Below are 13,941 nucleotides of genomic sequence, written 5' to 3'. Positions count from 1 at the left end.
GACTGTAGATGACAAGTTACATTATGCCCGAAGTAACGGATGTACGTGATGTCCGAGGACACCACTCGGCGGCGTTTTCTCACCGCGGCAGGCTCGGGCGTGGCGGCGGCGCTCGCGGGCTGCTCCGGGAACCAACCGGACGAACAGTCGACGGAAGCCGACACCGACACGCCGGCGTCGACCTCGACGGCAACGTCGACGCCGGAGGCGGAGCGGGAGTACACCGGCGGGACGCTCCAGTTGGCCTCCAACGGTCCGGTCCAGACGCTCGACCCGATAAACGCCAAGGGGTCGGGCGCGGGCTATAACCAGTACAACGGCACGCTCATGACGTTCGAGAACGGCGACCTCCCGCCGGTCGCCGGGCTCGCGACGGACTACGAGGTGTCAGACGACGGGCTCACCTACACCTTCCAGCTTCGGGAGGGGGTCCAGTTCCACAACGGCGACGAGCTGACGGCACAGGACTTCGTGTACTCGTGGGAGCGGCTCGCGGGCGCAGAGGAGACCCGGAACGCCGACGACATCGTCGGCGACACCTTCGCCATCGCCCACGAGAAACAGGGCGACAAGGACGGCGTCTCGGCGTACATCCCCGGTACGCTCGCCGTCGAGGCGGTGGACGACTACACCTTCGAGTTCACGATGGCGACCCCGTTCACGGGCACGATGTCGCAGATCGCCAGCGGCACGTTCGCCCCGATCCCCGAGGGCTCGGTCGCGTACCCGAAGGATTACGAGGACCACGAGGGCGTCGACGGCCTCATGTGGGAGGGCGAGTACGAGTACAACGAGTACTTCTCCACGTCGGGTGACGGCCCCTACTTCGCGGGCACTGGGCCGTTTCAGATCGACGCCTGGAGCAAGGGCGACCAGATCCGCCTGTCGGCGTTCGAGGACTACTACGGCGAGGGTCCCTATATCGATGAGATCGTGTACACCGTGATCGGGAACCAGCAGACGCGGTTCTCCCGGTTCAAGAACGGAAACCTCGACATCCTTCTGGAGGGAATGCCGACCGCGGCGTTCAACTCGGACCGCCGGTCCATCGACCGTAACCGCGGCACCTACCGGACGGGCACCTACGAACTCGACAACGGGAACACCGCCAACTACGGGGAAGCTCCGACGCTGTCGACGGATTACCTCGTGTTCAACGCCGCGCGGACCCCGAAGCCGGTCCGCAAGGCGATCGCCTACCTGATCAACCAGGATCGTATCTCCCAAGACGTGTACAAGGGGCTCCAGCCCGCGGCATACCACCTCACACCGCCGGGCGCGTTCATGGCCCGGGAGGGCGAGAACCCCGGCGAGAACTACAACAAGCACTACCAGGACGGGCACCGCAACCGGATGGATCAGTTCTCGGACGGCTACCCGTACGGCGTCGGCGAGGCCCGCATCGGCGAGGCACAGCGCGTCATGGAGGAGGCCGGCTACGGTGAGGACAACCGCGCGGAGATCGAGTTCACGGTGTTCTCCGGCGACGGCGCCTGGGAATCGATCGCCCAGACGCTGCGCGACAAGGCGACGGCCGCCTACATCGACATCAACATCGTCAAGGCCGACTTCGGGACGATCATCGGGCAGGCCCTCGACGGGGCGATGGACATGTTCTCGCTGGGCGACGGGATGGAGTGGCCGGAGTCGGACAACTTCCTCCGGTTCATCCCGCCGTACGACAGCGCCAGCGGGATGTTCACCCGGTGGACGTACCAGGTCGTCGCCGAGGGGGTCGACCTCGGCGGCGACGACGGAGACACCGTCCGTTCGAACGTCTACGCGGAGCTCGACGGCGACTTCCCCGAGGACCACGTGAAGGTCGACACCGAGAACAACCGGGTTCGCGTCGCCATCGAGGACGTCACTCCCGACGAGCTGGAGTCGGCGCTCGACGCCGCGGGGTACAGCCACGACGGGGCAGAGTCCACGCAGGCACCGTTCGACCCGCTGATGCCGGAGTCGGACCGCGAGTGGGACACGTACCTCGACAACCGCGGACCGAGCGACGAGGCGGTCCGCGCACGCGACGAGGTCTACTACTTCCAGGAGGAGGTCAACTGGGCCGCCGTCCAGGAGCTCCCGCTCGTCCACTCCGTCTCCCAGCGCCTCTGGCAGAACCGGGTGAACGTCCGAATGGCCGGGACGATGGAGAACCAGACGTTCAACACCCTCACGCTCGAGGACCAGGACGGCAACTGACACGATCGAGCGCCGGCCTCCTCGATTCAACAGTATTTTTGTAGTGCGATCGAAGTGACCAACGAGACCCCCTGACCTCCCGAAACACATGAACCGGCTGAAATACATCGTCAAGCGCGTTCTCATGTCCGTCCCGGTCCTGTGGTTGGGAACCAGTATGACCTGGTTCATCATCTACCAGGGTCCCGTGGACCCGGCCGCCAACCTCCTGAGCGGAAACGAGCGACTCACGGAGGCGAAATACGAGGCGGCCCGGACCGAACTCGGCCTCGATCAACCCCCGTTACAGCACTACGTCGACTGGATGTGGAACCTGTTCACGCTCGATCTCGGACAGACGTGGCTGGTGTACACCGGCTCCAACGTCGGCGCGTTGGTGCTGGATTTCCTCCCGCGCACCGTCTGGCTCGGCTTCTGGTCGGTGCTCATCGCCATCTGCATCGGCGTGCCGTTGGGCTTCTACGCCGGGATCCGGTCGAACACGGTCGCCGACTACATCGCCTCCGTCTCGGGGATCGTCTGGCGCGCGATGCCGAACTTCTGGCTCGCGGTGATCCTCCTCGCGCTGCTGGTCGGGTCGGAGTCGCTGTTCGGCTTCGACTGGGACACGTTCCTGATCACCCTCCCGTCCGGCGTAACCGGCAACCCCGGCCTGTCGTACATGGCCGGCGACCCCCTCGCCCTCTTCACGCAGCCGCGGGAGACGCTCGCGGCGATCAAGAAGATCCTCCCGGCCGCGCTCGTGTTGGGGTCGGCGTCGATGGGCAACGAGATGCGTATCGGACGGACGGCGGTTCTGGAGACGAAAAACGAGCAGTACGTCGACTTCGCTCGCGCACGTGGGATCCCCGGACGGGCGATCGTCTGGAAGCACGTGTTCCGCAACGCGCTCGTCCCGCTGGTTCCCGTGATCACCACCGAGGCGTTCCTCCTCATCGGCGGGAGCGTGCTCGTCGAGCAGGTGTTCGGTATCAACGGGATGGGGAAGCTGTTCTTCGACGCCGCGATCCAGGGCGACCTGCCGCTCGTGGGATCGCTGATGTTCGTGTTTATCGTGCTCATGCTCACGATCAACATCGCACAGGACATCCTCTACACGCTGATCGACCCGCGTGTCGGATACGAGGGGACCTGACTCCACATGGCGACACCTACCAGAACCTACACCGACAGCGAGGCTGAACCGCTTCGAGACCGGATCACCGCGAACCCCCGCCCTGCGGCGGTCTGGGTGGGGGTCGCGGCCGTACTGTTCGCCCTCCAGGCCGGCGCGGTCGCGCAGTTCCTTTCGGCGCTGCTGGCGGACGCCGCGTCCGCGCTGCCCGGCGTCGCCGTCCCCGCTACGGTGCTCGCGCTCGAACGGGCGGCCGAGGGCGTTCCGACGCTCCTCTCACGCGAGACGATTCCGAATCAGGGATACTACGACGGGAGCGGCTACGTCGGGACGTTCCTCGGCCTGTCGCCGGACCTGGCGTGGCTGCTCCGGGCGGCGCTCATCTACGCGTACTCGTTCGCGGCGTTGGCGTGGGTGTGGGTCGGCTACGAGCGGTATCGAACCTATTACCGGATCGCCGACTGGACGCCGCGCGACGACGTCGTCGACCGGTTCCGGAGTCACAAGTGGGGGCTGTTCGGCGTCGCCGTCGTCGTGATGTTCTTCGTGATGGTCCTGTTCGCGCCGGCGCTCGGTCCCACGACGACGGCCGCGAACCTCGAAGACCCCTATGGACACGAGGTCACCTATTGGGCCGACGGCGGAACCCAGACCGTGACGGTCGGACAGGCGAACCTGGGGTCGCAGTCGCAAGGGACGCCACAGGAGAACGTCGGTCCGATGCAGTACGACGACTACGGCCGGATCCATCCGTTCGGGACGCTCCCGAGCGGCAAGGACTTGTTCACGTTCATCGCCCACGGGTCGCGGATCTCGCTCGTGATCGGGCTCGTCTCGGTCGGGCTCTCCGTGTCGGTCGCGATCGTCCTCGCGCTCCTGTCGGCGTACTACCGCGGAAAAGTCGATCTCGGGGCGGTGCTCGTCTCGGACGCGGTCCTGGGGATGCCGCAGTTGCTCCTGCTCATCATGCTCTCGGTGATCCTCTCTGGAACGTGGATCGGGAAGATATACTCGGGGGCGTTCGTGCTCGCGTTGATCTTCGCGGGCACCGGCTGGCCGGCGATGTGGCGCTCGTTCCGCGGCCCGGCGCTGCAGGTGTCGAACCGGGAGTGGGTCGACGCCGCGAAGTCGTTCGGACAGACGCCCACGGCGATCATGCGAAAACACATGCTCCCGTACATCACCGGCTACGTGCTCGTGTACGGGTCGATGACGCTCGGCGGCGCGATCATCGCCATCGCCGGCCTGTCGTTCCTCGGGTTGGGTGTCAACCCGCCCACCCCCGAGTGGGGACGGGCGGTCAACGCCGGACAGGACTACGTGACGACCGCCTCCTGGCACATCTCGCTCATCCCGGGGATCCTGATCACGCTCGTCGTGACCGGGTTCAACGCTCTCGGCGACGGGATCCGCGACGCGATCGATCCCGAGTCCGACGCCGAAGACCAGGGCGCCGCCAGTGGTCGCGGAGGTGGTGCCTGATGGCGGCCGACGACGACGCGCACGCGGGAGAGATAGTCGATGAGGCTGCCCCGGCGGACGGCGGCGACGCGCTCCTCGAGGTCGAGGGGCTGACGACCGTCTTCCACACCGACAAGGAGACGATCCGCGCGGTCGACGACGTCTCCTTCACGGTCGAGGAGGGCGAAACGCTCGGGATCGTCGGCGAGTCCGGTTCGGGGAAGTCGGTCACGGCCCGCTCGGTCCTCGGGCTGATCGACTCCCCCGGCGTCATCGAGTCCGGCTCGATCCGGTTCCGCGGCGACGAACTGACCGACGACAACTGGGACACCCACCGGGGCGACATCTCGATCGTGTTTCAGGACCCGAGCAACTCGCTCAACCCGGTGTACACCGTCGGCAATCAGATCCGCGAGACCCTGCGGATCCACCAGGGGCTGCGTGGGCAGGCGGCCCGCGAGGAGGCCGTCCGACTGCTGGAGTCGGTCGGGATCCCGGACGCACGCCGCCGGGTCACCGAGTATCCCCACCAGTTCTCGGGGGGGATGCGCCAGCGGGCGGTCATCGCCGTCGCGCTCGCGTGTGACCCGGATCTGCTGGTGTGCGACGAGCCGACGACCGCGCTCGACGTGACGATCCAGGCGCAGATCCTGGAGTTGCTGGACGACCTACAAGGCCAAGAAGATCTCGCGATCATGTTCATCACCCACGACATGGGCGTCATCGAGGAGACCGCCGACCGCGTGAACGTCATGTACGCCGGCGAGATCGTGGAGTCGGCACCCGTCGCCGAACTGTTCGGCTCCCCGAAACACCCGTACACGCGGGGGCTCCTGGCGTCGATTCCCGGCCGAACGGTGTCGGGCGACCGTCTGCCGACGATCGGCGGCGAGGTCCCGACGCCGACGAGTGAACCGAACGACTGTCGGTTCGCCGACCGCTGTCCGGAGGCGTTCGACGCCTGCGACAGGGTGCACCCGGAGCCGGTCCGGGTCGGCCCCGACCACTCCGCGGCGTGTCTGCTCCACGAGGAGGGCTACGATCACGATCTCGACGCCGGCGATCCCCGGGGGGAAAGAACCCCCGACGGCGACGCCGTCGCCGACGGCGGTGATCGCGCGTGAGCCGCAACGACGAGCCGACGGAGTCGGAGACGGCGAGCGAGTTCAACGCGAGTCGATCTGTCGAGTCGACCGCCGGAGCCGACTCGGACGTCACGGCCGACGACCCCCTCGTCGAGGTCAGGAACCTGAAGAAGTACTACGACGACGACGGGTTCCTCGGCGACGATCCGGTCAAGGCGGTCGACGGCGTCTCATTCGACATCCGCCGCGGCGAGACGCTGGGACTCGTCGGCGAGTCCGGCTGCGGGAAGACGACGCTCGGCCGGACCATCCTCGGACTCGAGGACGCCACCGGCGGCGAGGTCGTCTCGGACGGGCGCAACGTGGCGCGCCTCACGGGGAAACAGCTCCGCGAGTGGCAGCGGGACGCCCAGATGGTGTTCCAGGACCCGGAGGCGAGCCTGAACGACCGTATGACGGTCGGCGAGATCGTCCGGGAGCCGCTGGACGCCCACGACTGGGAGACCGCCTCGGAACGCAGACGGCGGGTGTTCGAGCTGCTCGATCTCGTCGGACTCAACGAGGAGCACTACTACCGCTACCCGCACCAGTTCTCGGGCGGGCAGCGTCAGCGCGTCGGCATCGCCCGGGCGCTCGCGCTCGAACCCGAGTTCATCGTACTCGACGAACCGGTGTCCGCGCTCGACGTGAGCGTCCAGGCTCGGGTGATCAACCTTCTGGAGGATCTTCAGGAGGAGCTTGGACTCACGTACCTGTTCATCGCCCACGACCTCTCGGTCGTCCGCCACATCGCCGATCGGGTCGCAGTGATGTACCTCGGAGACCTCGTCGAGTTGGGTGACACCGAGTCGGTGTACACCGACCCGGCGCACCCGTACACGCTGTCACTGCTGTCGGCGATCCCGGGCAGCCACACCGGGACCGACCGCGATCGCGTGACGCTGCGCGGGACGCCCCCGTCGCCGCGGGACCCGCCGTCCGGCTGTCGCTTCGCGACGCGCTGCCCTGCGAAGGTCCGCCCCGAGAAGTTCGACCACCTCTCGGGAACCGCTTGGGAACGCCTCGACGCACTGCACACGGTGTTTCGCGAGCGTGCAAACGCCGAGACGGGACTGACGGAGCAAGTGCGGCGCCGCCTCGGACTGACGGCTGCCGCCGACGACATCGACGACGTGGTCGCCGACCTGTTCGGCTGGCGCCCCGGTGACGGGGAGACGACCGAGGGTGACGGTCCGGACGAGCCGCTCCTGTCGGGTGACGCACGCACGGCCGTGGAAGACGCCGTCGATGCCGCGCGCCGCGGGAACGACGGGGAGGCGACCGCGATCCTCACGGGGACGTTCGGTTCCGTCTGCGACGAGCGCCGCCCTGACCGTCACGTCGTCGACGACGACGGCCGGGTCAGCGCGTGCGTCCGACATGAGGACGCGTACGAGTCACCCGATGCCGTCATGGCTCGACGGTACGACGGCGACTGAGTGACTCAGTTTCGGAGGATGGATCTGAGGCGTGTCTTCTATTCCTCCGTCGTGAAGTGTGAAACGGGTGTTGTACAGCTGTTTGTCATTCTTATCACTCAGAGAATTTTTTGACTTGCCGTTTCTACCCGACGACGAAAATCACCGGACAGTACCCCACCCAGTCGGTCTCTCTGTGAGATGACACACAACGGATCCGAAACTGTGGGAGTGACGGCGGTTCGAATAGATATCGCAGTATGTGATTTATGCGACGCCACACCACCTCGCGCTCGATCACGCCTGTACTCAGATATGATACCTCCAAAACAGCGTTTTTTATTTGCCAAGCACTGGTGAGTATATGTCGTCTCAACACGCCGACGAGTTGGCGTCGAAGAGCGATATCGACGAGGATATCGACGTCGACATCGACCAGGAGATCCGGGACAACGTCGACCGGAACGACGGGTTCGACGTGGACGCCGCAAGCGAGATCCAGACCTCCATCGGGGAGCTACAGGGGTCGTCAGTGGAGATCGCCCGACAGGTAGACGAGATCCGCGAGCAGGTGGCTCAGCAGCACGAAGCCATGGAACAGGTCGGCGACGAGGTCGGCAGCCTCAGCGCCGCCGTCGAGCAGATCGCCGCCTCCTCCGAACAGGTCGCCGGAGCCAGCTCCGACGCCCGCGAGCTCGCGGCGTCGGGGGCGGAGTCGGCCGAGGAGATCGCCGACGCGATGACGGCGATCAGCAGCGCGGCCGACAGCGTTACCGACGACGTGAAGGCCATTCAGGAGAGCGTCAAGCAGATCGACGAGGTGATCGAGGTGATCAACGGGATCACCGAACAGACGAACATGCTGGCGCTCAACGCGTCTATCGAGGCCGCACGCGTCGACGACGGCGGCGAGGGCTTCGGCGTGGTCGCCGACGAGATCAAATCGCTGGCCGAGGACTCACAGGAGCAGGCCGCGAGCATCGAGTCGATGATCGACGGGATCCACACGAAGACGGAGACCGCCGTCGAGAGCCTGGAGGAGAACAACGAGCGGATCGAGCGGGGCGTTACGGCCGTGGAGGAGGCCACGGAGACCTTCGAGGAGATCGACGAGGTGGTCGAGGAAGTCGATCAGGGGATCGACGAGGTCGCCCGCGCGACCGACGAGCAGGCCGCCGGCACCGAGGAAGTGACCACGATGGTCGAGGAGGTCATCGAGACGACCGAGGAAACGGCGTCCGGAACGGCGGCGATCGTCGAGGCGGTCGACGACCAGACGGACGAGATCGACGAGATCGACGACGACATCGATCGGCTGGTCGAGGAACACGTCGCCGCGGACTGATCGGGCCACCGTCGGACAGATATAGAGACAGATTTCTGCATCACGTATGGAGCCAGCCGATACTGCAGTTTTTGGCCGATTTTATGCTCTTGAACGCCTCTATGCCCCACTTCGTATTAGATGAAACATACAGAATTAGGGCAGTAGGACGTGGGAGTGCACCAGATTCATGTACTCCGCGGCGAAGATGCGGATATGAGCGAGGCGGACGCCGACACCGAACGAGTCGCCGTGACAGCGCGGGTGCCGGCATACCAAAAGGAGGCGTGGGTGGCCGACGCCGAACGGTTGGACATGTCCCAATCGGAGTTCCTCCGGACGATGGTGCAGGCCGGCCGCCGCGACCTCGGGATCGCCGACGAGTTCGGGCCGCCCGCGGGAGTCGAGTCGCGATCGGCCGAGGACGGCGATGAACCGGCACCCGATTCCGCAACCGTGGAGGGAGGTTCTCCCCCCTCGAACCCTGGGGGTAACGGCCTCGAAGACGACCTCCTCGGCGCCCTCTCGGACGGCGATGCCGTGTCGTTCGACGGACTCGTCGAGGCGGTCGCCGGCGACATCGAGGCACGCGTCGACGAGACGATGGGCGATCTCCAGTCGCGGGGGCGGGTTCGCTACAGCGGCCGCGACGGCGGCTACGTGTTGGTGGACTCGTGAGCGCGGCGGACGGGCCGGAAGACGAGGACGCCGACGGCGCCGGCGACGGTCCGATCGGGTACTTCCTCGAGGACATGGAACTTCACGGGAAGAGTCGGCGGACGCGGGCGGAGTACGGCCGCGTGCTCCGACGGTTCGAGTCGTTCCTCACGGAGGAGGGTCGGGGACCGGCGGACGGCGCGAGCGAGGCGGCGGCGGCCTCCCACCGCGACTGCATGGCGTTCGTCCACGAACTGCGCCGCGATCCGGACCTTGCGGAGTCGACGACGGCGACGTACGCGGCGTACCTGCACCGCTTCTTCGCGTACATGACGCAGGTGGGGGCGTTCGACGCGAACCCGATGGCGCTGGTGATGGAGGAGCTCGACGAGCGGATCGACACCGACCCCGCTCGCCGGGAGATCTCCGTGCCGCGAATGCGGCGCTTCGTCGGCGGCATCGCCCACCCGTTGGAGCGGGCGCTGGTCGTCACGCTGCTGAAGACGGGGATGCGCGTCGGCGAACTGTGCAACCTCGACCGTCGAGATCTGACCATCTCACGGGGTCCCGCGGGGGACAACGCGGGGACGCGCGCCCAGTTGGACGGCCGACCGGACTCGCTGTTCGTCGCCAGCGAGCCGTCGATCGGCGAGTCGTACAACGGCGAGGAGCGGACCGCCTCGAACAAACGCAAGCGCGGAACGGTGATCCCGGTCGACGACGAGCTGTCGGAAACGCTCGTCCGGTGGCTCGCGATCCGCCCCGACGCCGTCTCGCCGGCCGAGCCCCTGTTCGTGGGCACCGGGAGCGGATGGGGCGAGCGCCTCACACCCGAACAAGTCGGCCGCATCGTCCGAACACACGCCGAGGACGCCGGCTGGTACGAGCGCGGGGCCGGGGCGACCGAGAACGTGACGCCCCACTACTTCCGGCACTTCTTCACGACCCACCTGCGGGACCGGACCGGCGACCGCGGCGTCGTGAAGTACCTCCGCGGCGACGTCGGCGACGACATCATCGACACCTACACCCACAACTGGGGCGACAACGTCCGGGAGACGTACGACGAACACATCTACTCGCTGTTGGAGTAGCGGAACGGCGGCGTGGGGACGCTCTCGTCGACGCCGCTCCGATCGGCCGATCGCTCCACGGGGCAACTCATCGGACGCTCGTTGGATCGGTACACTCGTGTATCCGGAGTTCGCTGTCAGTCGGGTAAATTGTATATCGCTATATTGAATCCGGTTCGATATGGCGAAGTATCTCGAGGCTCGGAGAACGGCGAGCGGCCCGGCTACTCTCGGTGGCACCCGCGAGCGCGCCTCGACCGCGACGGCGTCACTCGACCGTCGAATCGGCGACTTCGGCCACGAGCGCGGTGAACCGCGAGCGATCGGCGCACGGTCACCGAGCGGTCCGCTCCTCGATCAGCGACGGCTCGTCGTTCGCGGGGGAGTTCACGCGGGTCGAGACCGGGTAGTACCGCATGTCGTCGCCGGGGTACGGTGCGAGGAGGTCCGGTTTCCCGACCTCCCCCGCGAGCCAGTCGCGCTCCCGGTCGCGCGGGAGCACGACCGCCATCCGGTGGTGGAGATCGGCCACCAACTCGTTCGGCTCCGTCGTGAGCACGGCGAACGCCTCGACCCGCTCGTCGCCCGCGCCGTCCTCGCTCCCGCCGCCCCACTCGCCGAGGCCGGCCTGCCGCCCCGGCGTCGGCGGCTCCCACGTCGCGTGGATGCCGGCCATGGCGAACGCGCGCTCGTCCTCGAAGGCCACTCGGTACGGACGCTTCCTGCCTTCGTGGTCGCTCCACTCGTAGAAGCCGTCCGCGGGCACCAGACAGCGGCGCGATTCGAACGACTCCGCGAAGGCGTGCTTCTCGTCGACGGTCTCGGTTCGGGCGTTGATCAGGTCTCGGGCGTCGTCGGCCTCCGGCGGGGTGTACCCCCACGTCATCCGGCGGAACTCGTCGGGAGCGTCGCCGGCGGCGACGGGGAGGTCCTGCCCCGGCGCGCAGTTGTACCGCGGCTCCCAGTCGTCGGGCGCGGTGGCGTCGAACCGCTCGGCGAGATCGCCGGCGGAGAGCGTGAGCGAGTAGCGACCGCACATACCGACCCGGAGGAGCGCCGAGGGAATAACCGTACCGCGTGGGTCTCCCCGCTGCATCGGTCGCCGCCGGTGGACGGCAGACGGACAGTCGGACGGATCGCAACAGAACCCTTTAGCCTCGGTGTGACTCCACATCGACCAACACGGCGGCCGCGGCTCGGGCGACACCTCGCCCCCGCGGTCGCGGACACACCATGCGCATCAGAAACAGTTTCATTCCGGTCGAGGGAGTCGGCGCGACGACCGAGCGCCGCATGTGGGAGAACGGGATCCGCGAGTGGGGGGAGTTCCGGCAGGACCGCGCGCCGGGCGTCGGCGCGACGACGGCCTCGCGCATCGAGTCGTTCATCGACGAGGCGACCGAACGCCTCGACGACCGCGACGCCCCCTTCTTCGATCGGGCGTTCCCGTCGGGCGAGCGCTGGCGGCTGTACGAGGACTTCCGCGACGGCGCGTGCTTCTTCGACATCGAGACGACCGGTCTCTCGCACGACCGCGACCGCGTCACCACCGTCTCGTTTCACCGGGACGGCGAGACGACGACGCTCGTGCAGGGGCGGGACCTCTCGGCGGAGTCGCTGCGAGAGCAGTTCCGCGACGCCGATCTCCTGGTGACGTTCAACGGAACGAGCTTCGACGTGCCCTTCCTCGAAACCTCCTTCGACATGGAGATCGACACGCCCCACCTCGATCTCATGTACCCCTGTCGAACGCTCGGGCTGACAGGTGGGTTGAAACCCATCGAGACGGAGGTGGGCATCGCCCGCGACGGGCCCGACATCACCGGCCGTGATGCGGTCCGACTGTGGCACGAGTACGAGCGTGGCGACGAGCGATCGCTGGAGCGGCTGATCTCGTACAACCGCGACGACACGGTGAACCTACGGACGCTCGCGGATGAAGTAGCCGGGCGGCTCCACCGGGAGACGGTTCCCGACGGCGACGACCCGATCGGAACGACGCTCGGCGAGTCGTAGCGAACCGCCGTCGAACGCGATCCCTCCCGGGCGGCGGCCCGCTTCAGACGATGTCACCGATGCGACGCGGCTCGCCCGACAGCGACGGCGACTCCTCGACGATCTGCAGCACCTCGTGGTCGGTCACGTCCATGTACGACTTACGGGTCGCTTCCTCGATCAGCTCCTTCTCCAGTCGGAACTCGGTCCCCTCGTAGACGACGTCGACGCCGGTCTCGTCGAACGAAAGCGCGGTCATGGCCGACCGTAGCCGTCGGGAATATTTAAACGAACGGCACCGGCCGGGAGCGGCGACGGCCCGAGCCCCCGGGACCGAAAACGCCTTTCGGCGGCACAGTCGAGTGCTCTCCATGATATCCATCGCGCTCGCGGGCAAGCCCAACGCGGGCAAGTCCACCTTCTACACGGCCGCGACGATGGCCGACGTGGACGTGGGCAACTACCCGTTCACCACGATCGACCCGAACCGGGGCGTCACCCACGTCCGTACCGACTGCCCGTGCCTCGAACGCGAGGAGCGCTGCGGCGACGAGGACTGTCACGACGGCACGCGCTACGTTCCCGTCGAACTGCTCGACGTGGCAGGGCTGGTGCCGGGCGCTCACGAGGGGAAGGGGCTCGGCAATCAGTTCCTCGACGCGCTGACCGACGCCGACGTGATCCTGCAGGTCGTCGACGCCGCGGGCGCGACGAACGCCGAGGGGGAGCCCGTCGAGGTCGGCGAGTACGACCCCGTCGAGGAGGTCGACTTCGTCGAGGCGGAGATGGACGCGTGGCTCGCGGGCATCCTCGACCGTAACTGGGAGTCCGTCGAGCGCAAGTCGCGCTCGCCCGACTTCGATCTGGAGGAGGCGCTCACGGACCTGTTGACGGGGTTCGGCGCGACCGAACACGACGTGACGATCGTCCTCCGCGGGCTGGAGTATCCCGACGACCCGATCCAGTGGAGCGACGAGGACCGCGACGAGCTCGCGGCGGCGATCCGCGCCCGCACGAAGCCGATCGTGCTCGTGGCGAACAAGGCCGACATCGCGCCGGCGGGGAACATCGAGCGCCTGCGCGAGACCGACAAGCCCGTGATCCCCGCGACTGCCGACGGCGAACTCGCGCTCCGACGGGCGGCCGAGGCCGGGGTCGTCGACTACGACCCCGGCGACGAGGACTTCGAGATCGTCGGCGAGCTCAGCGACCAGCAGGCGGAGGGACTCGAACGGATCCGCGAGGTAATGGACGAGTTCGGCGGGACCGGGGTTCAGGCGGCGCTGAACGAGGCGGTGTACGGACTCCTCGATCTGATCACCGCCTTCCCCGTACAAAACGAGACCCACTGGACCGACGCGAGGGGAAACGTCCTCCCGGACGCGTTCCTGCTCCCGAGCGGCAGCGGCCCCCGCGACCTCGCGTACGCCGTCCACACCGACATCGGCGAGGGCTACCTCCACGCCGTCGACGCGCGCGAAGACCGACGGATCGGGGAGGACGCCGAACTGGAGGAGGGCGACGTGATCAAGGTCGTCTCGACGGCGTCGTAGCCGTCCACCCCGACACCGAC

The 13,941-nt window shown here is 67.2% G+C and carries 12 protein-coding genes; 10 read left to right on the top strand and 2 right to left on the bottom strand.

What is annotated here, in order from left to right:
* Positions 1–48 precede the first annotated feature (48 nt).
* From K6T25_RS11530 to K6T25_RS11495, 8 genes are all read left to right on the top strand, one after another.
* A complete protein-coding gene (locus K6T25_RS11530) occupies positions 49–2,202 on the top strand; it encodes an ABC transporter substrate-binding protein (RefSeq protein ID WP_222914231.1) in 2,154 nt (717 codons plus the stop codon).
* An 88-nt stretch (positions 2,203–2,290) separates the two neighbouring features.
* Positions 2,291–3,337, top strand: a complete 1,047-nt coding sequence (locus K6T25_RS11525; RefSeq protein ID WP_222914229.1) for an ABC transporter permease — start codon at positions 2,291–2,293, stop codon at positions 3,335–3,337.
* Between the two features lie 6 nt (positions 3,338–3,343).
* Positions 3,344–4,798 carry an ABC transporter permease gene (locus K6T25_RS11520; RefSeq protein WP_222914227.1) on the top strand — a complete coding sequence of 485 codons (1,455 nt, stop codon included), beginning with the start codon at positions 3,344–3,346 and terminating at the stop codon, positions 4,796–4,798.
* A complete protein-coding gene (locus tag K6T25_RS11515) occupies positions 4,798–5,901 on the top strand; it encodes an ABC transporter ATP-binding protein (RefSeq protein ID WP_222914225.1) in 1,104 nt (367 codons plus the stop codon). The genes K6T25_RS11520 and K6T25_RS11515 overlap by 1 nt, the downstream gene beginning before the upstream one ends.
* On the top strand, positions 5,898–7,340 hold the full coding sequence (locus K6T25_RS11510; protein ID WP_222914223.1) for an ABC transporter ATP-binding protein: 1,443 nt from the start codon (positions 5,898–5,900) through the stop codon (positions 7,338–7,340). Before K6T25_RS11515 ends, K6T25_RS11510 begins: the two co-directional genes overlap by 4 nt.
* Positions 7,341–7,683: 343 nt before the next feature.
* Positions 7,684–8,664 carry a methyl-accepting chemotaxis protein gene (locus K6T25_RS11505; protein WP_222914221.1) on the top strand — a complete coding sequence of 327 codons (981 nt, stop codon included), beginning with the start codon at positions 7,684–7,686 and terminating at the stop codon, positions 8,662–8,664.
* Positions 8,665–8,859: 195 nt separating this feature from the next.
* The gene (locus tag K6T25_RS11500; protein WP_222914219.1) at positions 8,860–9,321 is read left to right on the top strand and encodes a DUF5805 domain-containing protein; all 462 of its coding nucleotides are present in this window, start codon (positions 8,860–8,862) and stop codon (positions 9,319–9,321) included.
* 74 nt (positions 9,322–9,395) lie between these two features.
* The gene (locus K6T25_RS11495; protein ID WP_222918019.1) at positions 9,396–10,394 is read left to right on the top strand and encodes a tyrosine-type recombinase/integrase; all 999 of its coding nucleotides are present in this window, start codon (positions 9,396–9,398) and stop codon (positions 10,392–10,394) included.
* A 313-nt stretch (positions 10,395–10,707) separates the two neighbouring features.
* Here K6T25_RS11495 and K6T25_RS11490 read toward each other — a convergent pair whose 3' ends face one another.
* On the bottom strand, positions 10,708–11,412 hold the full coding sequence (locus tag K6T25_RS11490; protein ID WP_222914217.1) for an SOS response-associated peptidase: 705 nt from the start codon (positions 11,410–11,412) through the stop codon (positions 10,708–10,710).
* Positions 11,413–11,606: 194 nt separating this feature from the next.
* Here K6T25_RS11490 and K6T25_RS11485 point away from each other — a divergent pair, with 194 nt between their 5' ends.
* A complete protein-coding gene (locus K6T25_RS11485) occupies positions 11,607–12,389 on the top strand; it encodes a ribonuclease H-like domain-containing protein (RefSeq protein ID WP_222914216.1) in 783 nt (260 codons plus the stop codon).
* A gap of 43 nt (positions 12,390–12,432) precedes the next feature.
* Here K6T25_RS11485 and K6T25_RS11480 read toward each other — a convergent pair whose 3' ends face one another.
* The gene (locus tag K6T25_RS11480; RefSeq protein ID WP_222914214.1) at positions 12,433–12,627 is read right to left on the bottom strand and encodes a DUF5800 family protein; all 195 of its coding nucleotides are present in this window, start codon (positions 12,625–12,627) and stop codon (positions 12,433–12,435) included.
* Between the two features lie 112 nt (positions 12,628–12,739).
* On the opposite strand from K6T25_RS11480, the gene K6T25_RS11475 reads away from it, so the two are divergent.
* Positions 12,740–13,921, top strand: coding sequence for a redox-regulated ATPase YchF (locus tag K6T25_RS11475; RefSeq protein ID WP_222914212.1), 1,182 nt, complete (start codon positions 12,740–12,742; stop codon positions 13,919–13,921).
* Positions 13,922–13,941 lie beyond the last annotated feature (20 nt).

The sequence above is a fragment of the Halobaculum rubrum genome (assembly GCF_019880225.1).
Lineage (GTDB): Archaea > Halobacteriota > Halobacteria > Halobacteriales > Haloferacaceae > Halobaculum > Halobaculum rubrum.
This window is presented reverse-complemented; position numbering and strand designations above follow the sequence as displayed.